16 protein-coding genes are annotated in these 21,623 nt (G+C 64.4%); 6 read left to right on the top strand and 10 right to left on the bottom strand.

Going from position 1 to position 21,623, the window contains the following annotated elements; all coding sequences use genetic code 11:
• The first annotated feature begins 5 nt into the window (after nt 1–5).
• Nucleotides 6–740 (top strand): phosphoribosyltransferase family protein, encoded by a 735-nt coding sequence (locus tag ACOAPY_RS19310; RefSeq protein ID WP_465154375.1) that lies wholly within the window; start codon nt 6–8, stop codon nt 738–740.
• 34 nt (nt 741–774) lie between these two features.
• Nucleotides 775–1,749, top strand: coding sequence for a serine/threonine protein kinase (locus ACOAPY_RS19315; RefSeq protein ID WP_465154376.1), 975 nt, complete (start codon nt 775–777; stop codon nt 1,747–1,749).
• A 36-nt stretch (nt 1,750–1,785) separates the two neighbouring features.
• On the opposite strand, the gene ACOAPY_RS19320 is transcribed toward ACOAPY_RS19315, so the two are convergent.
• The 5 genes from ACOAPY_RS19320 to ACOAPY_RS19340 are packed head-to-tail and all read right to left on the bottom strand — an operon-like array spanning nt 1,786 to nt 10,410.
• Nucleotides 1,786–3,444, bottom strand: a complete 1,659-nt coding sequence (locus tag ACOAPY_RS19320) for a diguanylate cyclase (protein ID WP_465154377.1) — start codon at nt 3,442–3,444, stop codon at nt 1,786–1,788.
• Nucleotides 3,437–3,823, bottom strand: coding sequence for a response regulator (locus tag ACOAPY_RS19325; RefSeq protein ID WP_465154378.1), 387 nt, complete (start codon nt 3,821–3,823; stop codon nt 3,437–3,439). Before ACOAPY_RS19325 ends, ACOAPY_RS19320 begins: the two co-directional genes overlap by 8 nt.
• The gene (locus ACOAPY_RS19330; RefSeq protein WP_465154379.1) at nt 3,816–5,813 is read right to left on the bottom strand and encodes an ATP-binding protein; all 1,998 of its coding nucleotides are present in this window, start codon (nt 5,811–5,813) and stop codon (nt 3,816–3,818) included. The genes ACOAPY_RS19325 and ACOAPY_RS19330 overlap by 8 nt, the downstream gene beginning before the upstream one ends.
• Nucleotides 5,810–7,678: an ATP-binding protein gene (locus tag ACOAPY_RS19335; protein ID WP_465154381.1), complete on the bottom strand. Its 1,869-nt coding sequence runs from the start codon at nt 7,676–7,678 to the stop codon at nt 5,810–5,812. The genes ACOAPY_RS19330 and ACOAPY_RS19335 overlap by 4 nt, the downstream gene beginning before the upstream one ends.
• Nucleotides 7,679–7,713: 35 nt before the next feature.
• Nucleotides 7,714–10,410 (bottom strand): PAS domain-containing sensor histidine kinase, encoded by a 2,697-nt coding sequence (locus ACOAPY_RS19340; protein ID WP_465154382.1) that lies wholly within the window; start codon nt 10,408–10,410, stop codon nt 7,714–7,716.
• A 215-nt stretch (nt 10,411–10,625) separates the two neighbouring features.
• On the opposite strand from ACOAPY_RS19340, the gene rarD reads away from it, so the two are divergent.
• Nucleotides 10,626–11,522 carry an EamA family transporter RarD gene (gene rarD, locus ACOAPY_RS19345; RefSeq protein ID WP_465154383.1) on the top strand — a complete coding sequence of 299 codons (897 nt, stop codon included), beginning with the start codon at nt 10,626–10,628 and terminating at the stop codon, nt 11,520–11,522.
• A 700-nt stretch (nt 11,523–12,222) separates the two neighbouring features.
• Here the strand turns inward: rarD and ACOAPY_RS19350 are convergent.
• The gene (locus tag ACOAPY_RS19350) at nt 12,223–12,741 is read right to left on the bottom strand and encodes a glycine cleavage system transcriptional repressor (protein ID WP_465154384.1); all 519 of its coding nucleotides are present in this window, start codon (nt 12,739–12,741) and stop codon (nt 12,223–12,225) included.
• A 14-nt stretch (nt 12,742–12,755) separates the two neighbouring features.
• A complete protein-coding gene (locus ACOAPY_RS19355) occupies nt 12,756–13,205 on the bottom strand; it encodes an N-acetyltransferase family protein (RefSeq protein WP_465154385.1) in 450 nt (149 codons plus the stop codon).
• Between the two features lie 204 nt (nt 13,206–13,409).
• Here ACOAPY_RS19355 and ACOAPY_RS19360 point away from each other — a divergent pair, with 204 nt between their 5' ends.
• A complete protein-coding gene (locus ACOAPY_RS19360) occupies nt 13,410–15,587 on the top strand; it encodes a malate synthase G (RefSeq protein WP_465154386.1) in 2,178 nt (725 codons plus the stop codon).
• A gap of 42 nt (nt 15,588–15,629) precedes the next feature.
• On the opposite strand, the gene ACOAPY_RS19365 is transcribed toward ACOAPY_RS19360, so the two are convergent.
• From ACOAPY_RS19365 to ACOAPY_RS19375, 3 genes are all read right to left on the bottom strand, one after another.
• Entirely contained in the window at nt 15,630–16,100 is a 471-nt protein-coding gene (locus ACOAPY_RS19365; protein ID WP_465154387.1) for an OsmC family protein, read from the bottom strand.
• A gap of 102 nt (nt 16,101–16,202) precedes the next feature.
• Nucleotides 16,203–16,913, bottom strand: coding sequence for a substrate-binding periplasmic protein (locus tag ACOAPY_RS19370; protein ID WP_465154388.1), 711 nt, complete (start codon nt 16,911–16,913; stop codon nt 16,203–16,205).
• Nucleotides 16,900–18,579 (bottom strand): ABC transporter substrate-binding protein, encoded by a 1,680-nt coding sequence (locus ACOAPY_RS19375; protein ID WP_076582633.1) that lies wholly within the window; start codon nt 18,577–18,579, stop codon nt 16,900–16,902. The genes ACOAPY_RS19370 and ACOAPY_RS19375 overlap by 14 nt, the downstream gene beginning before the upstream one ends.
• Nucleotides 18,580–18,815: 236 nt before the next feature.
• Here ACOAPY_RS19375 and ACOAPY_RS19380 point away from each other — a divergent pair, with 236 nt between their 5' ends.
• Both ACOAPY_RS19380 and ACOAPY_RS19385 read left to right on the top strand, forming a co-directional pair.
• Nucleotides 18,816–20,438 (top strand): methyl-accepting chemotaxis protein, encoded by a 1,623-nt coding sequence (locus tag ACOAPY_RS19380; RefSeq protein ID WP_465154389.1) that lies wholly within the window; start codon nt 18,816–18,818, stop codon nt 20,436–20,438.
• A gap of 21 nt (nt 20,439–20,459) precedes the next feature.
• Nucleotides 20,460–21,617: a hypothetical protein gene (locus tag ACOAPY_RS19385; protein ID WP_465154390.1), complete on the top strand. Its 1,158-nt coding sequence runs from the start codon at nt 20,460–20,462 to the stop codon at nt 21,615–21,617.
• Nucleotides 21,618–21,623: the final 6 nt, after the last annotated feature.

The raw sequence follows: 21,623 nt of genomic DNA on the forward strand, positions 1-21,623 counted from the left end.
GGACCATGCGCTGTCAACCATTCGCGGACGACCAGGTTTACATCTGGACAAAAAACAAACAAACCTGCCTGCTGTGCAATGACCTGGCAGACACCGCGCAACCGCTGTGCAGCGCCTGCGAGGCCGAACTGCCCTGGCTTGGCGGGCACTGCGCGATCTGTGCGCTGCCACTGCCCGGCACGGGGCTGACCTGCGGCGCCTGCCTCAAACGACCGCCGGCCTTCGCCCGGGTCGAAGTGCCGTGGCGCTACGATTTCCCGGTCGACAGCCTGATCACCCGCTTCAAGCATCAGGCGCAGTGGCCTTTGGGACGTCTGCTGGGCGGCCTGCTGTCACATCATCTGCAGCACGCCTTCGCCGAAGGGCTGCCGCGCCCCGACTGCCTCCTGCCGGTGCCGCTGGGACGCAGGCGCCTGCGCCAGCGTGGCTTCAACCAGAGCGAGATGCTCGCCCGCTGGCTGGCAACCGATCTGCAGCTGCCGGTGCACAGCGATTGGCTGCTGCGCCCGCGGGAAGGCGCGCACCAGCAGGAACTGGACGCCGCCGCGCGCAAGCGCAATCTGCGCCAGGCCTTTGCCCTGTCGGAGCGGGCCAGCATAAAGGGGCTGCACCTGGCGCTGGTCGATGATGTGCTGACCACCGGTGCCACCGCCGAAGCCCTGGCCCGCCTGCTGCTCAGGGCTGGCGCCCGGCGCGTCGATGTCTATTGCCTGGCACGCACACCCAAACCGGGCGATTGAATGGCTACACTGGGCGCCTTGACTGGAGCACCCCATGAGCCATCCCTTCGCCACCCTCACCCCCGATCTGGTGCTCGATGCCGTGGAAAGCCTCGGCTACCTCAGCGACGCCCGCGTGCTGGCGCTGAACAGCTACGAGAACCGCGTCTACCAGGTCGGCATCGAGGACAGCGCGCCGCTGATCGCCAAGTTCTATCGCCCGGACCGCTGGAGCGACGCGGCCATCCGCGAGGAACACGCCTTCAGCCACGAACTGGCCGAGTGCGAGGTGCCCGTGGTGGCGCCCCTGCAGCGCGACGGCGAGAGCCTGTTCGAACACGCCGGCTTCCGCTTCGCCCTGTTCCCCCGCCGCGGCGGCCGCGCCCCGGAGCCGGGCAACCTGGACCAGCTGTACAGCCTCGGCCAACTGCTCGGCCGCCTGCATGCGGTGGGCGCCAGCCGCCCGTTCGAGCACCGCGAGACACTCACGGTGGCGGGCTTCGGCCATGCCTCCCTGGATACCCTGCTGGAAGGCGGCTTCGTGCCGCGCAGCCTTCTGCCGGCCTACGAATCGGTGGCGCGCGACCTGCTCAACCAACTGGATGAGCTGTTCGCCCGCGTGCGCTACACGCCGATCCGCCTGCACGGCGACTGCCACCCCGGCAACCTGCTGCACCGCGACGACGCCTTCCATGTCGTCGACCTCGACGACTGCCGCATGGGCCCGGCCGTGCAAGACCTGTGGATGATGCTCGCCGGCGACCGCCAGGAGCGCCTGGGCCAGCTGTCCGAACTGGTCGACGGCTACAACGAGTTCCACGACTTCGAGGCCCGCGAGCTACCGCTGATCGAGGGCCTGCGCGCGCTGCGCCTGATGCACCACAGCGCCTGGATCGCCCGGCGCTGGGACGACCCGGCCTTCCCGCTGGCGTTTCCCTGGTTCGCCAACGAGCGCTATTGGGGCGATCAGATCCTGGCGCTGCGCGAGCAGCGGGCGGCGCTGGACGAGGAGCCGTTGCGGTTGTTCTGACCCTCGCCCGACCTCATGAGACTGGCGTTCGCGCGCTTATTCAGCCAGGCAGACCTGGTTACGCCCCGAGTGCTTCGCCGAGTAGAGCGCCTTGTCGGCGGCCTCGATCAGCGCGCCGGCATCCCGCGTGACGCATGACGCCACCCCCGCGCTGAGGCTGACGCTGAAATCGCCGACGTCGCTGGAAAAGCTGATCTGCGCGAACTGCTGGCGAATTTCGTCAAGCACCTGAAGTGCGTGCTCTCCGCTGCACTCGGGGAGCACGGCCATAAACTCTTCACCACCATATCGTCCAAGGCTGTCGACCCTGCGGAGCCTCTGCCTGAGCAGGTTGGCCAGAGCGCGAATGACATTATCGCCAACGCCATGGCCATATGAGTCATTGACCTTCTTGAAGTGGTCTATATCCAGCATGACCACGCTCATGGGTTTGCCCGTACGCTGGGCACGCTCGTACTCAAGCGCGACCTGTTCCTTGATGTCGGCATGCTTCAACAGCCCCGTCAGGCTGTCTCGCGCAAGGGCATTGCTGAGCAACCGCGCCCTCTGTGCCCGGGAAAACACGGTTGCGACCAGGCTCTTGTCAGAGATGGGCTTGGTAACGAAATCATCCCCGGCCTTGAGCAGCGCGCTCATCTGCAGACCGATATCGGTCTCGGCCGACAGATAGATGATGGGTATCCTGATCCAGTCGTCATTGAACCGTACCATCTGCGCCAGCTCGGGGCCCGAGCAGCCGGGCATGTTCACATCCAGCAGCAGCACTTCCGGGCTGAACCGTGCAATCGCCTCGAACAGCCGGGCAGGCTCATTGACGACCTCCACCAGCATATTGGCTCCGCTCAGCACCAGGCGGTAGCGATTGGTCAGCGCGTGGTCGTCATCGACGATCAGTACCCGATAGGGCGCCCCCGCATGCTGAGCGAAACACTGCTCAAGACGGCCTTCCAGTTTGGCAACATCCACCGGCTTGCTGAAAAAGCCCACAGCCCCGAGGCGGGCCGCCTGTAACTGGGTGTCGAAATCATTCTGCGTCGTCAGCACCAGCACCGGCAGTGCCTGCGGCAGGCGCTGCTGCAGGGAAGACACATACTCCAGCCCATTCTGCTGGGCGTCGCCGAGGTTGACGTCGACTATCAACGCGTCCGGCAGCTGCTCGGCCAGCGCCTGGTCGAGACCAGCAGTGCCGGTAAAGTGGCGAGCCTGGTATCCAAAAGTGGAGAGCGTGCGGCGGATGTTCTCGCCCACACTGTCCTCATCCTCCAGGATGTAGATGCGCCGCTCGTCGCCCACCGTAGACTCCTTGCGCAGCCAGTCCTGCGGCGACGCAATCACTTCGGCAACGGCAGAGAGTTCCACGCTACCGGCAAGCTGCTGGACATCCGCCACAAAGGTATCCAGCCCCTGGTGCTGCAGCTCCAGGCTATTGAGCCACTGCTGGGCCTGCTGCTCGAGTGCGCGCGCCTGATCGCCCAGTACCTTGAAGCCGAAGGTTCCGGCACTTCCCGCGAGTTTGTGCAGCTGGCTGCGCAGAGCCTGCAGGTGCGCCAGCTGCTCGGAGGGGTCCGAGGAGCGCTGCAGATAGCAGGCCTTTTCGGCTAGTTGAGGTAACTCCTCCTTGAGCCGCAGAACGAATTGCTCGCCCAGTATCTGCAACTGGGCCTGCAGGTCCGCCAACTGTTTCTGTTTATCCATTCGAGCGGCTCCAAATGGCGCGTATCTGACTTGCCAACTGCATCGGGTCGAAAGGCTTGATGATCACGTCACGCGCGCCCAGGCTCAGATAGTAATCGACCTCTGGCGGTTGCACCTTGGCCGTCATGAATGCCACGGGAATCGCCTCGATGTCGACCAGCTCGACGAGCCGCTCAAGCGTCTGCGGACCGTCCATCCCGGGCATCATCACATCCAGCAGGATGAAGTCCGGCGCAAAGTTCACCACCTCATCCAGAGCCTCCTGACCGCTGCAGCAACTCAATACCTCGAACCCGCCGACAGCCTCCAGCGCCACCTTGGCCACTGCCTGAATGGAGGGGTCATCCTCCACGTGCAATATGCGCCTGAGTTCACCCATGATCATCCTCCTCGCAGGCAGCAGGCGGGGCTGCAGGGTCCCCCTGACGCTGCGCCGGCAATTCAATCCAGAACACGCTACCGCCCTCGGGGCGAGGATAGAAGCCAATCACCCCGCCCATGCGCTCGATCAGCTCCTTGCTGATGGCCAGCCCCAGCCCCGTACCGCCTTTCTGCCGGCGATCACTGGCATCGGCCTGGGAGAACTTCTCGAAGAGCCGATCAACGAACTCGGCAGGGATACCCGGCCCCTGATCAGCCACCGCAACCCTTATCTGCCCCCCCATCGCCTGGGTATACAGGACGACCTGACTGCCCGCCGGGGAAAACTTCAGCGCATTGGACAGCAGATTGCTCAGCACCTGCTGCAGGCGCAGGGGATCCGCCATCACCTGCGCTGCCGGCCCGCCCGCGTAGCGCAGCTGCACCTCATGCTGACGGGCGAACCCCTGATGGCTGGCGGCACACTCGGCAAGCAGATGGTCCAGATCCAGAAGCTGCGGGATAAAGCTCATCTTGCCCGCAAGCAACTTGTCCATGTCCAGCAGATCGTCGATCAGTTGGCGCAGGCGCTGGGAATTGTTCTGCGCAATCAGCAGCATCTCGCGCATCGCCGCCGGCACGGGCCCCAGGGCCTCACCATTGATCAACCCCAGCGAGCCTGCAATGGAGGTCAGGGGGGTGCGCAACTCGTGGCTGACCGTCGAGACGAACTCGCTCTTCATCTGCTCCAGCCGCTTGCGTTGCGTGATATCGGTGATGAAGCCGTGCCAGAGAATGCTGTCATCGGCACGCCGCTGGGGCGCGGCTCTGCCCTCCAGCCAGATGAGGCCCTTCGTGGGGTGAAGAAATCGGTACTCCCTGTGCCAGACACTCAAGCTATCCGCCGACTCCTGGATGCTGGCGGTCAAGGCGGGCAGATCATCCGGGTGAATTCGCGCGAAAACGAGACTCGCATCCTCCCTCACCTGCTCGGGCAGCAGTCCGTACACGTCCTGCAACCCTTCGCTGGCGTAGGGGAAGCAGCTTCGGCCATCGCTAAGCAGCTGGAACTGATAGACCACGCCAGGCAGTTGCCCGGCGATATGCTGCAGCCGCTGCAGGGCCTCCTCGCGATAGCTCAGGTCATTGAGGATGCACAGATAACCCAGCTGCGGACTGCCATCCATGGCAATCGGTGCCAGGCTGAACAACACGGGAATGCGCTGCCCTTTGCGATGCCGCGCATTCAACTCATGCAGGCTGGCCTGCTCGACGCCGGGGCCGGTGAACGGCCCGGATGGATCGGGCCGCAGCTGACGCCCCTGATCGGGCAGCACCAGCTCCAGACTTTGACCGACCAGAGCCCCCACCTCATAGCCCAGCAGGGGATGCACCCCCGGGCTGGCCTGGCGAATCACCCCCTCCATGTCGGTGACCAGCACGGCAGTCCCCACACTGCTCAGAATCGCTTTATGCAGCGCGGCCTGCTCTTGCTGCCGCCGCGTCTGCAAACGCAGCTCGAACAAGCTTATGGTCTGTTGGGCCAGCAACCGCAGGGCGTCCTTCTGCTGCCCACTGAGCTGACGCGGCTGGCGATCGATCACACAGAGGGTACCCAGGTTATGGCCCTCCCCGTCAGCCAGCGGCATGCCCGCGTAAAAGCGAATGTCCGGGGCACCTGTCACCAGCGGGTTGTGCCTGAAGCGCGGATCCAGCAGGGCATTTTCCACTTCGAACAGGGCCTCGCCGTTGATGGCGTGGGCGCAGAACGCCAACTCGCGCGACGTCTCACTGGCATCCAGGCCCTGCCGGCTCTTGAACCACTGGCGCTCGGCATCGACCAGCGAGATGAGGGCGATCGGTGTTTCGCAAATCTGCGCCGCCAGCGCCGTGATGTTGTCGAACATCGTCTCGGCAGGGGTGTCCAGTAGCTCCAGCTCAAGCAGAGCGGCCAGGCGACGGCTCTCGTTCGCCGGTGTGGGGGGATGCCCCAGCTTGCGTGTCGTCATACCCTGACCACCCTGTTAACGGTTGGCAGCTCGAACCAGAAGGTGCTGCCCTGCTGCGCCTGTGACTCGTAGCCGATCTGCCCCGACATGGCCTCGACCAGCTCTTTGCAGATGGCCAGGCCAAGCCCGGTGCCACCCTGCTGCCGGGCATCGCCGGCATCTGCCTGGGCAAACCGGCTGAAGATGCGGTTCTTGAACTCTTCGTGGATACCAATGCCACGGTCGTTGACACTGATCCTGACACAATCGCCATCGACATGCGCCTGCACCGTCACGACAGATCCGGGGCGGGAAAACTTGGCCGCATTGGAGAGCAGATTGGCCAGAACCTGCGCCAGACGCTGGCTGTCGACAGCGACACTTGCCTCGACAGGCTCCCCGGACAGTTCAAGCACGACCTGATACTGATCGGCATAGGGCTGATTGTGCGCTATCGCATCTTCCAGCAGCGGCCATAAGGGTTGCTCGCGGATGTCGTAACGCATCTTCCCTGCCATCAGCCTTTCCATGTCCAGCAGGTCGTTGATCAGCTCCTGCAAGCGCAGGCTGTTCGAGTGCGCGATGTTCAGCAGTGGCTGCATGGCCTGCGGTACCTCGCCGAGGGCGCCGCCGCTGAGCAAACCGAGAGAACCGGCAATAGCCGTCAGCGGTGTGCGCAGTTCGTGGCTGACACTGGCAATGAACTCGCGCTGTAGCCGCTGGAGTCGCAAGCGCTCGGTAATGTCCTGAAGATGCAGGATGCAGAGCGACTCCCCCGTCGCAGACAGCCCCAGCCAGGAGACATTGCACTCCACATCGACGGCACTCTGCTCTGCGTCGAGCAACTGCATCGTCCAGCCCGCGCGCACCTGCTCGGCGTTCTGTGCGAGGTGCCGGCGCACGACCTCGCGATCGTCGGAGAGACAGTAGTCGGACAGTGCGGCGCCCAGCAGCTCTCCACGACGGCGTTTGAGGAGCTGGCACAGCGCCTGGTTGGCCTCCACCAGCTGTGCCGAGGCGTTCAACATCGCCATGCCCTGTGGCGCCATGTCGAAGGCCCGCATGAAATCCTGCTGGCTCCGGTTCAGCGCCTGCGCCAGGCTCGCCCGGCGCAGCTGCAAGTGCATCATCCAGCCGGCCAGCAACGTGATCAGCAGGGCGACGCTCCAGCCCAGAGCCCTCGCCAACAGCAAAGAGAGCGGTGGTTGCGGCGCTGCGGACACCTGAAGCTGCCACTGCGCCCCGGCCAGCGATACCGGCAAGCGCACGCTGCTTGAGGCATCCACGACCGGGGCATCGAACGGCAGCCAGGCGATGGAGAGATCGCGCTTGCGCGCCAATGCCTGCAAATGCGCAATAAGCCGATCGAAGTCAATGACCGTGCTGATCAGGCCCCAGTAGCGCTGATCCGGCAGATACACGGGGACCCTGTAGACCAGCCCCCTGCCGCCCTGCACCAGGTTCAGCGGCCCATCCAGGCGCGGCTCACGACTTTCGATGATGCGCTGAATCAGAGGCCACTGCTCGGCAACATCCGGGTAATAGAGGCCCAGCGCCGACTCATTGCCGGCCAGTGGATACAAGAAGGCAATGCGGTTGTCTGGCGCCAGCCCGATATTGCGGATGTGGCGTCCCTGAGCGAAGAGCCCCTGCAGCCAGGGCTGCAGTTCAGCCGCTACCAGCCCCCCCTGCTTGGCCGGCACATAACTCGCCAGACCACTGGCAAGGTGCAGGCTGGCATTCAGTTCGGCCAGCAGGACCGCCTTCATCTCATAGGCCTGAGCGCGCAGAAAGCGCTGTTCCTCCAGGTGCCGATACTGGCTGTAGCGCCACATCCCCAGCTCGACCAGGCCGCCCAGCGCCAGTGCCAGCACCGCAAGCGCCATACCGGCCTGCAGTCCCTGCCTTCGTCTGGAGCGATTCAAGACTGACGCTCCACCGGCAGCTCCACCCAGAAGGTGCTCCCATGCCCCTCGGCCGACTCAAATCCGATCTGCCCCGCCATTCGCTCGGTCAGCTCACGGGTGATCGCCAGCCCCAGACCGGTGCCACCTTTCTGCCGGGTGTCCGTGGCATCCGCCTGCGAAAACTTACCGAAAATGCGCGCGCGAAAGGCGTCGGGGATACCCACACCACAGTCACGCACACTGATGCGCACCCGCGTGCCGGCGAGGGCCGCAGACACCTCGACCTCGGCGCCCTGCGTGGAGAACTTGGCAGCATTGGACAGCAGGTTCGCCATGATCTGCGCAAAACGCTGCCGGTCCACCCGTACGTCGACATCCAGCCGGGGCGGCTGCAGCAGCAGAGCGACCGAGTGCTGCGCGGCATAGGGCTGATTCTGCTCGATGGCTGCCTCCAGTAGCGGCCAGAGCGGCAGGGGCTGCAGGGCAAACGTCATCTTTCCAGCCACCAGCTTGTCCATGTCCAGCAGGTCATTGATCAGGTCCGACAGGCGTTGGCTGTTGCTCTGGGCGATGCGCAACATTTCCCCCATCTGCGCCGGCACTTCGCCCAGCGCGCCGCCATTGATCAGACCCAGCGCCCCGGCAATCGACGTGAGCGGCGTGCGCAGCTCATGGCTGACGGTGGAGACGAACTCGCTCTTCATGCGCTCAATGCGTTTGCGCTCACTGATATCGCGAATCACCGCAATGAAGCGGCGCTGCCCCTGCAAGGTGATCTGCGAGACGGCCAGCTCCATGGTGAACTGCTCGCCATTGCGACGCTGCGCCGGCAGCTCCAGATCCTTACCCAGTATTCGCGGAACACCGCTGTTGCGGTAGGCCGCGAGGTATCCGTCGTGCTGCTCGCGGTAACCCGCCGGCATCAGCAGCTTGACGTTATGCCCGATGATCTCCGCTTTTCCGTAACCGAAAATCCGCTCGGCCGCCGGATTGAACGTTTCGATCAGCCCGGTCTCGTCAATCGTCACGATGGCATCGATGACGTTATCCAGCAGGGTACTGAGGTACTCCTCACGCTCGCGCAGCCGCCTGCCCGCCTCGAAGCGCGCCGTGATGTCCTGAATCTGGGAAACAAAGTGCAGCGGCAATCCCCGAGCGTCACGCACCAGCGACACGCTAAGCAGTATCCACAGCACCTCGCCACGCTTGTCGATGTAACGCTTCTCCAGCTGGTAATCGGCAATCACACCCTCCAGCAGCTGTTGCAGCAATTGCAGGTCCTTGGCCAGGTCGTCGGGGTGGGTGATGTGCTGGAAGTCGAGCCGCAACAGTTCTTCACGGCTGTAACCGAGCATGCGGCAGAGGGCATCGTTGACCTCCAGCCAACGCCCGTCGAGATCGACGATCGCCATGCCCTGAGGGGCGGTGTTGAATGCGCCACTGAAGCGCCGCTCGCTGACTCGCAGCGCATCCTCAGCCGCCTTGCGATCACTGATGTCCCAGATGAAACCGGACACCCAGAGCAGATTGCCATCGGCGTCATATTCTCCGCGCCCCTGCTCCCTCACCCAGACGCTGTGCCCATCGACATGCCGGAGCCGGTAGGTGAGCTCAAATTTTTCATGTCGTTCAATGGCGGCGACGGACTGGTAGGTGATGTGCAGATCATCCGGGTGCACGACACTGGAAAAGCTGCGGACGCGGTTATCGATGAAGTCACTGGCCGGATAGCCGGTCAGCGAGGTGACCTCATCGCTCATGTAGCGCATCGTCCATTGCGCATCGTTCTCACAGCGGTAAACCACACCGGGCAAGTTGGCCACCAGCCCCCGGAAACGGCTCTCGCTCTGCTGCAAGGCGGTGGAAGTGACCTCCAGTTCGGAGATATCGCTGGCAATGCCCAGAAACCCGGAAATCTCGCCCTGGCTGTCGAATATGGTGCTGACCGTCAGGTTCACCCGGCGACAGCTTCCGTCCCTGTGCACATAGGTCCACTGCTCCGTCTGGGGCTCGCCCTGCCGAGCCAGGTGCACGAAAACCTCGAACCCGCTGATCTCCCGTCCCACGAGCCGGGACAGCTCACGCCCGCGTTGCTCGACCTCGGCCTCGAGATGGAAGAGCGCCGGCGTCTGCACACCGACCATTTCCTCGGCCCGGTATCCGAGCAGGCGCTCCGCCCCCCGGTTGAACAGGGTGATGAGTCCGTCGGGGGTAGTGGCGATGATGCTGACGCCGGTCGCCGAGTCGAGAATCGCCTGCAGCTGGGCACTGGTCCGGTAGGCCGCCTCCTGCTGCTCGCGCATCTCGGTGATGTCGGCGTGAGTGCCATACATCATCAGCGGCTTGCCATCCGCGGTCCAACTCACCACCCGCCCACGGTCATGGACCCAGACCCAGCGGCCCGACTTGTGGCGCATGCGGCATTGATAGTCATAAAACGGCGTTTCGCCTTTGAAGTGCCGTTCCAGGCGGGCGCCAGACTCTTCGAGGTCGTCGGGATGCGCGTGGCGCAGCCAGGTATTGATGTCGACAGGCTCCAGCTCCGCCAGGCGGTAGCCAATGATCTCGGCCCAGCGTTCGTTGAAAGTGGTCGCCCCCGTCTGAACGTTCCACTCCCAGGTTCCGATGTTGGTACCGTCGATGAAGCTTCTGAGCCGTTCTGTCTGCTCTGTCAGGGCCGCTTCAGCCCCTGACGGATTGCTAGCCTGCATTCGATACACCACTACTGGAGAGCACCATGGGCACAGATTAGTTGAACCGGCTCGGTTGCTGAACCGATGGCGGCCTGACTCATGCTCCCGCTTCCATGACGCGCACGCGATATGCACACCGCCGCGCACGCCAAAGCTGATCACACAGACAAGCCCGGGCAACAGGCACTAAAATCGGGTGCCTTTAGTTAGCCACCTATTTATCAAGGAACAGCATGCCCTCCGCCAACCCCAGCCGCGGCTACGCCCTCGGCATCGCCGCCTATCTGATCTGGGGTCTGTTCCCGCTCTACTTCAAAGCCATCGAGGCCGTGCCGGCGCTGGAGATCATCGCCCACCGGGCAATCTGGTCGGCGCTGTTTGGCGCCCTGCTGCTGGCGCTATGGAAACATCCTGGCTGGTGGCGCGAGCTGCGCGACCACCCCCGGCGCCTGGTGGTGCTCGCCGCCAGCGGCCTGCTGATCGCCAGCAACTGGCTGGTGTATGTCTGGGCGGTGAACAACGGGCGCATGCTGGAGGCCAGCCTGGGCTACTACATCAACCCGCTGATCAACGTGCTGCTGGGCATGCTGCTGCTCGGCGAGCGCCTGCGTCGCCTGCAATGGGTGGCGGTGGGCCTGGCCACCCTCGGTGTGCTGCAGCAGCTGTGGCAGGTCGGCAGCCTGCCCTGGGTATCGCTGGTGCTGGCGCTGACCTTCGGCTTCTACGGCCTGATCCGCAAGCAGGCGCCAGTGGCCGCCCTGCCCGGCCTGGTGGTGGAGACCTGGCTGCTGCTGCCGCTGGCGCTCGGCTGGCTATGGCTGCACCCGGCCGCGGCCAGCACCCAGGCCGGCTTCTGGAGCAGCAGCGAGGCGCTCTGGCTGATCGCCGCCGGTCCCATCACCCTGGTGCCGCTGCTGTGCTTCAACGCCGCCGCACGCCACCTGCCCTACACCACCCTGGGCTTCCTGCAGTACCTGGCGCCGACCCTGGTGCTGCTGCAGGCGGTGCTGCTGTTCGGCGAGACACTGGAATCCAGCAAGCTGCTGTCCTTCATGTGCATCTGGGCGGCGCTGTTCATCTACAGCCTGGACATCTGGCTGGGCCTGCGTCGCCGCGGACAGGTCGCCTAGAAAACGATCAGCCTGGGCGAAGTCACGCCGGCCGGGGGCTGGCGTGGTTGCTCCCGAGCTTTTCCACAGGGCCATCCCCAGGCACTGTGCACAACCCCGGCGCGCCTGTGCGATTCCTGAGCAAACCGCTGCAGTCTACGCCAGGCCTGGGCTGCAGCAAGGAGTCCGCAGACTGTCCACAGCTCTTTCCCCGTTTCCCGGGGATATCGTTGCCAACCCGCGACCTGGTCTTATCCACCGCCACGCGCCGGCCGGACGGTTGATCAGGAAACACCCAGGTGGCGCAACGCCGCGCCCCGCCTGGCACGCAGCGACCAGTCCGCCGGCTATCCACAGCTTCATCCCCAGCCTTTGAGCACAAGCGCTTGATATTGCTGGTTTTCTGAGCGATTCGCGGAAGCCCGCGGCAACCCTGGCGTGCAGCGCCCATCCCCCAGCCTGCCCACAGCTTCATCCACAGCTTTCGGGGATATCCACCGGCACACGGCATTGGTTGAAAATCGTGCAGCGAGCTACAGCCCCCGTCATCTGTGGCAGGAACGGACTTATCCCCATGCCGCCCACAGAGCCATCCCCGCTATTTGTGCACAAGCCTTTGAATCTGCGGCTTTTTCAACCAGGCATGAAAAAGCCCCGGGGCACTAGGCAGTGCGCCGGGGCTCCCCAGACTATCCACAGCGTCACCCACACATTCTGGGGATCACTCCTCGCTGCGCAGGTTCAGCTCCACCATCAGGTCGTCGGCCAGGGTTTCCAGCTTGTCCTGCAACTGGTCCAGCGACAGGTCCAGCGGTACCGCCAGCAGCGCCTCGGCATGGAACAGCGGCTCGCTGCTCATCGGCGCCGGCGCCACCTCGGTGGTCAGGCTTTCCAGGTTGACGCCGTGCTCGGCGAGCAGGCGGGTGATGTCGCGGACGATACCGGGGCGGTCGTTACCCACCAGGTCCAGGTGAATCGGCTTCCAGGTGCAGGCCGGCTCGCTGCCGCTCTCCGCCACCAGCACGCGGATGCCCTGGCTGTTGAGGGCCTGCAGGCCCTCGACCAGTTCGTCATACCCCTCGGCGGGCACCGCCACCTTGAGGATGCCGGCGAACTGCCCGGCCATGCGCGACATGCGGCTCTCCAGCCAGTTGCCGCCATGGGCGGCGATGCACTGGGCGAGGCGTTCGACCAGCCCCGGCTGGTCCGGGGCGATGACGGTGAGTACCAGATGATCCACGAGCAACTCCTTGTTCAGGGCTTGAGGCCGAGCCAGTAGGTATAAAACACCTCATCGCGGACATAGCCAAGCTTTTCGTAGAGCGCCTGGCCGGCGACATTGTCCTTCGCCGTCTCCAACTGCAGGCCGCAGGCGCCGCTAGCCTCGGCATGGGCGCGGGCGGCGTTCATCAGCTGTTCGGCCAGGCCCTGGCGGCGTCCCGCCGGGCTGACGTACAGATCGCTGAGGAGGAAGGCCGGCGCCATGTGCAGCGAGGCGAAGAAGGGATACAACTGGACGAAGCCCAGTGCCTGGCCTGCCGGGTCACGGGCGATAAACAGCACCGAGTCGCCGCGTTCAAGGCGCGCGGCAAGGAAGGCCTCGACGTCCGCCAGCGGCCGCGGCACCTGGTAGAAGTCCAGATAACCGCCGAACAGCTCGGCCAGTTCGGGGAGATCGGCGGTTTGGGCAAGACTGATCGGCATAAGGCCTCCGGGATCGGCAAAGCACGCAGTATAGGCCCAGGCGGCGAGCCCCGTCCGGCAAGGCCCCGGCCCGACTGAAGGCGCGCCGTATGGAGCGACAGGCGAGCACAGTTTGTGACTGATTTTTCCCGACGAGTCATGTAGTATCCGCCGACTCTTACTACATGGCCTTCCGGCCCTGTTCTGCATCAAGTGAGGCAAGCAATGACTGAGCGCGTTCAAGTAGGTGGTCTGCAGGTCGCCAAGGCCCTTTACGACTTCATCAACAACGAAGCCATCCCCGGCACCGGCATCGCTGCCGACACGTTCTGGGCCGGTGCCGAAGCCGTGATCAACGAGCTGGCTCCGAAGAACCGCGCCCTGCTGGCCAAACGTGACGAACTGCAGGCCCAGATCGACGCCTGGCACCAGGCCCGCAAAGGCCAGGCGCATGACGCCGCCGCCTACAAGGCCTTCCTCCAGGAAATCGGCTACCTGCTGCCGGAACCGGCCGACTTCCAGGCCACCACGCAGAACGTCGACGAAGAAATCGCCCGCCTGGCCGGCCCGCAGCTGGTGGTGCCGGTGATGAACGCGCGCTTCGCCCTGAACGCCTCCAACGCCCGCTGGGGCTCGCTGTACGATGCCCTCTACGGCACCGACGTGATCAGCGAAGAGAACGGCGCCGAGAAGGGCAAGGGCTACAACAAGGTCCGTGGTGACAAGGTGATCGCCTTCGCCCGCGCCTTCCTCGACGAAGCCGCCCCGCTGGAAGGCGCTTCCCACGTCGACGCCACCTCCTACGTGGTAAAGAACGGCCAGCTGGCCGTGACCCTGAAGAACGGCAGCGAAGTCGGCCTGAAGAACGCCGCCCAGTTCATCGCCTTCCAGGGCGAAGCCGCCCAGCCGAAGGCCGTGCTGCTCAAGCACAACGGCCTGCACTTCGAAATCCAGATCGACCCGACCAGCCCGATCGGCCAGACCGATGCGGCCGGCGTGAAGGACGTACTGATGGAGTCCGCGCTGACCACCATCATGGACTGCGAAGACTCCGTGGCCGCCGTCGATGCCGACGACAAGGTCGTGGTCTACCGCAACTGGCTGGGCCTGATGAAAGGCGACCTGGCTGAAGAAGTCAGCAAGGGCGGCACCACCTTCACCCGCACCATGAACCCGGACCGCGTCTACACCAAGGCCGACGGCTCCGAGCTGACCCTGCACGGCCGCAGCCTGCTGTTCGTGCGTAACGTCGGCCACCTGATGACCAACCCGGCCATCCTCGACGCCGCCGGCAACGAGATTCCGGAAGGCATCCAGGACGGCCTGTTCACCAGCCTGATCGCCATCCACAACCTGAATGGCAACACCAGCCGCAAGAACAGCCGCACCGGCTCGGTGTACATCGTCAAGCCGAAGATGCACGGCCCGGAAGAAGTGGCCTTCGCTGCCGAGATCTTCTCCCGCGTCGAAGACGTCCTCGGCCTGCCGCGCAACACCCTGAAAGTCGGCATCATGGACGAAGAGCGCCGCACCACCGTTAACCTCAAGGCCTGCATCAAGGCCGCCAGCGAGCGCGTGGTATTCATCAACACCGGCTTCCTCGACCGTACCGGTGACGAAATCCACACCTCCATGGAAGCCGGCGCCATGGTGCGCAAGGCCGCCATGAAGAGCGAGAAGTGGATCGGTGCCTACGAGAACAACAACGTCGACATCGGCCTGGCCACCGGCCTGCAGGGCCGCGCCCAGATCGGTAAAGGCATGTGGGCCATGCCCGACCTGATGGCCGGCATGCTCGAGCAGAAGATTGTCCACCCGATGGCTGGCGCCAACACCGCCTGGGTGCCGTCGCCGACCGCCGCCACCCTGCACGCGATGCACTACCACAAGGTCGACGTGTTCGCCCGTCAGGCCGAGCTGGCCAAGCGCACCCCGGCGTCCATCGACGACATCCTGACCATCCCGCTGGCACCGAACACCAACTGGTCGGCCGAGGAAATCCAGAACGAACTGGACAACAACTCGCAGGGCATCCTCGGCTACGTGGTGCGCTGGATCGACCAGGGCGTCGGCTGCTCCAAGGTGCCGGACATCAACGATGTCGGCCTGATGGAAGACCGCGCCACCCTGCGCATCTCCAGCCAGCTGCTGGCCAACTGGCTGCGCCACGGCATCGTCTCCGAAGCGCAGATCGTCGAGAGCCTCAAGCGCATGGCCCCGGTGGTTGACCGCCAGAACGCCAACGACCCGCTGTACCGCCCGCTGGCGCCGAACTTCGACAGCAACATCGCCTTCCAGGCCGCCCTGGAACTGGTGGTCGAAGGCACCAAGCAGCCGAACGGCTACACCGAGCCGGTCCTGCACCGTCGCCGCCGCGAGTTCAAGGCCGCCAACGGTCTGTAATTCGCCGCAGCAGTAAAAAAACCGCCCTCCGGGGCGGTTTTTTTATGCCAGCAGCACGGGCTCGCAACGCACCTGGCTCTTCACCGAGTTGGCGATGAAGCAGGCTTCATGGGCCGCATGGTGCAGCTGAGCAAACTGCTCCTGCGTCGGGCAGCCGTCCCCGGCGATGCGCACTTCGGGCCGCAGGGTAACCTGCGTCATGGCCAATCGCCCCTGATCATCGCGCGCCATAACGCCTTCTGCGCAGTCGAGGTACTCCTCCACCAGCCACCCGGCCTTGGCCGCCAGGGAAAGGAACCAGAGCATGTGGCAACTCGACAGCGAGGCGACAAAGGCCTCTTCCGGATCCACCGCGGCAACAGCGGAAAACGGCACAGGCACGACCTGCGGCGAAGAGGAGGCCGGCACCTCGATGCCCCCATCGAAGCGCCAGACATGAGCGCGGCTGTACTGGTTATCAAGGAAAGGCTGGCCGCCCCTCGACCAACGAATCTGCGAACGGTAGAACGCCATCGAAACCTCCATAGACCCCGCCAAGGGCCGCTGGAGAATCCAACCGCTCAGGGCCAAGCACGCGGAACGATAGCGCGGCAGACAAGGCACATGCCAACCTGGCTATCGCAACTCCAGACCATGCTTGCGATGCAGCGCCTGCACCCAGCCCTCGCGGTACATCTGCCGTAGGCTGTCCTGCAGGCGCCGCAGCTCGGTGGGATCCATCTGCGGATGGCAGGCGATGTCCTCCATCAGGGTGAGGAAGGGCAGCACCTCGCGCGGCGCCGGGCTGGCCGAGAGCGAGGCGACTACCGCCGAGCTGGTGGCCCACAGCCGCGCGCGGCTGCGCTGCAGCATGCTCAGGTTGAGCGACTCCTTGTTCGAGTAGATCACTTCCAGGCCGACCGTCTGCAAGTACTCGCCGGCGCCCGAGCCCTGGTGGCTGAGGATGCGCAGCCCGCGCGCCTGCTGCAGGCTGCTCAGCTGCAGGTCATCATCGGCCTTGGCATACAGGCCCAGACGCGATACCAGCAACGGCCCGACCCAGGCGAACTGCGGCTCGCGCTCCTGCTGGCGCTCCACCAGCAGGACACAGCTGCGTTCCTGCTGCTGTACCTGGTGCAGGGCGCGCTGCAAAGGCAGAAAGCTCAGGCGGTAGGCGATGCCGGCACGCCGGAACAGCTCGTCGGCCAGCTCAGGCACCAGGCCGGCGGCGCCGCCGTCCGGGCGCTGCTGCACCAGCGGCGCGCGCTCCCAGGCAAACAGTTGCACCTCGGCAGCAGCCAGCGGTGCGCTGAGCAGAGCGACCAGCAGCAGGCTAATCCCACGCACGCAGGGCCTCCTCATAAGGCAGGGTACGCCCGGCAGGACGCTCATTGTCCAGTCGCGGCCACGGCGCGCCGGGCTGCTTCAACCAGTACGCGGCGCTCCGTGTCGGGTTCAGGCGCGGTGCGCAGGCATGCGTCTGGCGCAAACCGACCTCCTGCAGATGCCGGTCAAAGATGCGCGCCAGGTTGCCCAATGCCTCGGCGGCGCTGATCCGCCCCGCTACCGCCGGATGCAGCTGACGCCACCACAGGCTGGCCATGCCACTGTAGTCCGGCACATTGGCACCGGTGGGCGTCCAGCGTCTTGCTGCCCGGCTACGGTAGAACTCGACCAGCCCACCCAAACGCGGAGCCTCGCTCAGCAAGGCCGGCGAATCGAGATCGGAACGGCGGATCGGCGTCAGCCCGACCAGGGTCTTGCGCAAGGACACGCTCTTGGCGGTGACGAACTGGGCATACAGCCAGGCGGCCTGGCGCTGACGCAGCGGCGTAGCCTTGAGCAGTGTCCAGGCTCCGACATCCTGGTAACCCGACTTCATGCCCTCCTGCCAATAGGCACCGCGCGGTGAAGGCGCAACCCGCCATTTGGGCTTGCCGTCAGCGGCTACCACCGCGCTGTCCGGCAAGGTGTAGTCGGCAGTAAAGGCGCTGTACCAGAAGATCTGCTGGGCAATATGTCCTTGGGCGGCGACATTGCCGGCCTGGTTGAAGCTCATCGCCTGCGCCTCGGGCGGAGCATAGCGGCGCAGCCAGTCGATGTACTGCTGCAGCGCATAGATCGCTGCCGGGCTATCCAGAGCGCCGCCGCGAACGACGCTGGCCCCCGCCGGCCGGCAGGACTCGACACGGATGCCCCAGTCATCCACCGGCACGCCGTTGGGCAACCCCAGATCGGCGACCCCGGCCATGCCCAGCCAGGCATCGGACAGGCGCCAACCGATCGAGGGATCGAAGGCACCGTAGTCCATATGGCCGTAGACACGCTGGCCATCGATTTCGCCGACTTGCTCGGTAAAGAACGCAGCGATGTCTTCGTAGGCACTCCAGTTCTGCGGAACATCCAGATCGTAGCCATAACGCTTGCGGAAGGCCCTGCGCAGCTCGGGCCGCTCGAACCAGTCGCGCCGGTACCAGTACAGATTGACGAACTGCTGGTCAGGCAACTGGTAGAGCTTGTTATCAGGGGCGGTGACGAAGGGCAGACCGATGAAGTCGGCCAGATCGAGCGTCGGCGAGGTCACCGCAGCACCTTCGCCGACCATAAAGTCGGACAGCACCAGAACCTGGCCGTCGCGAAAGTGCTGACCGATCAGGTCGCTGTCACTGACATAGGCGTCATACAGCGGCAGGCCGGTCTCCTGCTGGGTGCGCAGCTTGTTGACCACGTCATCCTCGCCACTCACCTCATGGATCACGCGGATGCCGGTGAGGCGGCTGAACAGCGGCGCCAGCACGTTGGCCTCATACCAGTGGGTAGGAATACGCTCGGAAATGACTCGAACCTGGGTACCGGCGAACGGTTTGCCGGCCTTGGCGAACCAGGCCAGTTCGGCCCGCTGTTCGGCAACGGCAAGTGAGCTGGGCTGCAGCTCGGCCATGGCCTCCTGCAGCGGGTCGGCAGCGTGCGTGGCCGTGCTGAGCATCAGGCCAAGCAATATCGCAGCGCGCATCGGTGACTCCTTATTGTTATGTAACGAGTCTAGGCGAGCGCGCGAGCCTGCCGCCAGCTATCTGTGCTTCATTGTCACAGGCGCATTCGCGATTTTGCGGCTATAGAAAATAAAGGGGCGGCCGACAAAACATTTACGGACAAACAGAATACAAATGGTCACAGGATGACCAGCATGTAGCCTTTAGCCACCATGCGTCTTTCTATACAATGCACGCCCCCACTTGGGTACCTGCCATGCTGAAAAATCTGTCGCTGACCCTGAAGCTGTCGCTACTGCCTGCCGTCGCCCTGCTCGGCCTGTTGTTGTTCGTGGTCTACACCTCGGTTCAGCTGGCGGCCAACGATGCGCGCCTGGACACTCTGGAGAACAACAGTTTCCCCACGCTGGAGAAAGCCGACGCGGTGAATTTCCAGTTCTCCCGCCTACCCGGCATGCTCAACAGCGCCGTGGCAGCCGGTGAACTGGCGACGCTGGACGAAGCGCGCAAGGTTCTGGCCGACATCGCCGGTCTGCAGCAGAGTCTGCAGCCGCTGACCCGTGGCAACGACGAGCGTATCGGCGAGCTCGAAGACTGGCGCAAAGCCATTGGCCGTTACGCCGACAACGCGCTGGCCGCTTCCGAGCAACTGATCAAGGGCAGCGCCAGCTTCGACGACCTGCGCCCCAACCTGGACCGCATGGCCAGCGACCTGGAGGCCGCTCAGAAGCTGGGCTCGGCGTTCCGAGCCAATGCGTACGAGGACTTCCAGAGCACCCTCGGCCAGGCACGCGCCGACAACGCGGCGACCACCCGTACCGGCTACATCCTCAGCGCCGTGCTGGTGGCCCTGGTAGGTTTCGGCGCCCTGATGATCATCCGCGGCATCATGGGCAATGTGCATGGCGTGATCGAGTCGCTGCAGGCCATCGCCCGGGGCGACGGCGACCTGACCCGCCGGGTCAACGTCGACTCGCGCGATGAAATCGGCGAGATGATCCAGCTGTTCAACGGTTTCCTCGACAAGCTACAGGGCACCATCCGCCAGATCATCGAGGCGGCCAGCCCGCTGGGCGGCATGTCCCAGGAACTCTATCGGCTGACCCAGGAATCGAAAGAGAACTCCAGATCGCAGCAGGGCCATACCGATTCAATCGGTCGTGACATCCAGACCATGACCAGCAGCATCCAGGAAGTGGCGCAGCGCTCGCAGCAGGCTTCGGAAGGCGCCGGCGCCGCCTCGCGCCAGGCCGATACCGCACGCGCCAGTATCGGCAGCCTGTCGACCAGCATCAGCGACCTGGGCAGCAGCGTGCTGGGCGCCGTTCAGGCCATGCAGCAACTGGAAGAAGAGACCCAGCAAGTCGGCTCGGTCCTCACGGTAATCCGCAGCATCGCCGAGCAGACCAATCTGCTCGCCCTCAACGCCGCCATTGAGGCCGCCCGTGCCGGCGAGCAGGGCCGCGGCTTCGCCGTGGTCGCCGACGAAGTCCGCAACCTGGCGCAGAAGACCGCGGCCTCCACCGCCGAGATCCAGCAGATCATCCAGCGCCTGCAGAACAGCGCCAACGGCGTACTGAATGTAATGACGGCCAACGGCGACAAGGCCCAGCACAGCATCGAGCGCTCGGTGGAAGCCACCCGCATGCTTGAATCCATTGCCATGGCGGTCAGCGAGATCGATGAGCTCAACGCCGGCATCGCCCAGCTCACTCAAGAACAGATAGGTCTTTCCAGTTCCATACAGCAAGACACCCAAGTGTTGCAGCAGGACGCCCAAGCAACCGCCCATGGGGCCGAAGCCACCGCACGCCTCGGCGAGCAGCTGGTCAGCACAGGAGACCACCTGCGCGCGGCGACGGCCCAATTCCGCGTTTAACCTTCTACGGAGCATCACTGCATGACTACAGCCCGCGTTCTCGGTTTGGCCATCTGCCTGGCCAGCACCTCTGCATTCGCGCTGGAACAAGGCGAAGCCCTGATCAATGGCTTCGGCACCGTTGGCGTCACCCATCTGGGCGGCGAAGACGATGGCCGCGGCTATGGCATCTCGGGCCAGACCAACGATTCCTGGCGTGGCGACCAACTGAGTAAGTTCGGCGCCCAGCTGACCTACGGCGTCACCGACACCGTCGGCCTGACCCTGCAGACCACGGCCAAGGCCTATGGCGACGAGTGGAAGGCCAACCTGGAGTGGGCCTACCTGTCGTGGCAGAGCACCGACAACCTGATGATGCGCGTCGGCCGCCTGCGTACCCCGGCTTACATGTACTCCGAGAGCATCGACGTGGGCTTCAGCTACCCCTGGCTGCGCCTGCCGGATGAGGTCTACAGCCAAGTCCAGCTGTCCAACTACGAGGGTGCGGACATCGTCTACAACCTGCCGCTGTCCTTCGCCACCCTGTCCTTCCAGCTGGCCGGTGGTATCGCCAAGAACCGCGATTACTACATCTATGACGAAGAGTTCGACATCGACTACGACAACGTCTTCGGTTCCAGCGTAAGCCTGGCCACCAACGACTTCGGTACCTTCCGTGTCGGCTATGTCGAGGCCGACATCAACACCGAGATCGCCGGCAGCTTCACCGACATCTTCGGCAACCCGGGCACCGCTACCCTGCTGGCGCTGGATAAGGACAAGGGCAAGTTCACCTCGGTTGGCTACCAGTACGACAACGGCACCTGGCTGACCGCCAATGAGTGGACCAGCCGCGTGATCGAGAACGACGGCAGCAACAGCACCGACTCCTTCTACCTGATGGGCGGCCGCCGCTTCGGCGACTTCCTGGCCCATGTCACCTACGCCCAGCTGGACGAGGATGATGGTCGCCAGAGCTCCTGGACCCTCGGCTTGAACTACAGCATCCTGCCGACCGTCGTGCTCAAGGGCGAGTACAAGCGTGTCGATACCACCGGTGGCTACGATGGCGTGTTCGTGCGCAACGCCCAGGAGCTGTACGACAACACAGTGTATGAGCGCACCAACGGCCTGGCCGGCGTTCCGGCCCGCAACTACGACGGCGACATCATCAGCGCCGGCGTCGACTTCGTGTTCTGAGGAGCA

It is taken from the genome of Pseudomonas stagnisoli (genome assembly GCF_048595745.1).
GTDB lineage: Bacteria > Pseudomonadota > Gammaproteobacteria > Pseudomonadales > Pseudomonadaceae > Aquipseudomonas > Aquipseudomonas alcaligenes_A.

What these genes read in the sequence shown, in the direction of transcription:
- ACOAPY_RS19320 (WP_465154377.1), bottom strand. Translation starts at nt 3,444, where the DNA reads ATGGATAAACAGAAACAGTTGGCGGACCTGCAGGCCCAGTTGCAGATA.
- ACOAPY_RS19310 (WP_465154375.1), top strand. Translation starts at nt 6, where the DNA reads ATGCGCTGTCAACCATTCGCGGACGACCAGGTTTACATCTGGACAAAA.
- ACOAPY_RS19340 (WP_465154382.1), bottom strand. Translation starts at nt 10,410, where the DNA reads ATGCAGGCTAGCAATCCGTCAGGGGCTGAAGCGGCCCTGACAGAGCAG.
- ACOAPY_RS19375 (WP_076582633.1), bottom strand. Translation starts at nt 18,579, where the DNA reads ATGCGCGCTGCGATATTGCTTGGCCTGATGCTCAGCACGGCCACGCAC.
- ACOAPY_RS19335 (WP_465154381.1), bottom strand. Translation starts at nt 7,678, where the DNA reads ATGGCGCTTGCGGTGCTGGCACTGGCGCTGGGCGGCCTGGTCGAGCTG.
- ACOAPY_RS19355 (WP_465154385.1), bottom strand. Translation starts at nt 13,205, where the DNA reads ATGCCGATCAGTCTTGCCCAAACCGCCGATCTCCCCGAACTGGCCGAG.
- ACOAPY_RS19385 (WP_465154390.1), top strand. Translation starts at nt 20,460, where the DNA reads ATGACTACAGCCCGCGTTCTCGGTTTGGCCATCTGCCTGGCCAGCACC.
- ACOAPY_RS19380 (WP_465154389.1), top strand. Translation starts at nt 18,816, where the DNA reads ATGCTGAAAAATCTGTCGCTGACCCTGAAGCTGTCGCTACTGCCTGCC.
- ACOAPY_RS19360 (WP_465154386.1), top strand. Translation starts at nt 13,410, where the DNA reads ATGACTGAGCGCGTTCAAGTAGGTGGTCTGCAGGTCGCCAAGGCCCTT.
- ACOAPY_RS19315 (WP_465154376.1), top strand. Translation starts at nt 775, where the DNA reads ATGAGCCATCCCTTCGCCACCCTCACCCCCGATCTGGTGCTCGATGCC.
- rarD (WP_465154383.1), top strand. Translation starts at nt 10,626, where the DNA reads ATGCCCTCCGCCAACCCCAGCCGCGGCTACGCCCTCGGCATCGCCGCC.
- ACOAPY_RS19325 (WP_465154378.1), bottom strand. Translation starts at nt 3,823, where the DNA reads ATGGGTGAACTCAGGCGCATATTGCACGTGGAGGATGACCCCTCCATT.
- ACOAPY_RS19365 (WP_465154387.1), bottom strand. Translation starts at nt 16,100, where the DNA reads ATGGCGTTCTACCGTTCGCAGATTCGTTGGTCGAGGGGCGGCCAGCCT.
- ACOAPY_RS19330 (WP_465154379.1), bottom strand. Translation starts at nt 5,813, where the DNA reads ATGACGACACGCAAGCTGGGGCATCCCCCCACACCGGCGAACGAGAGC.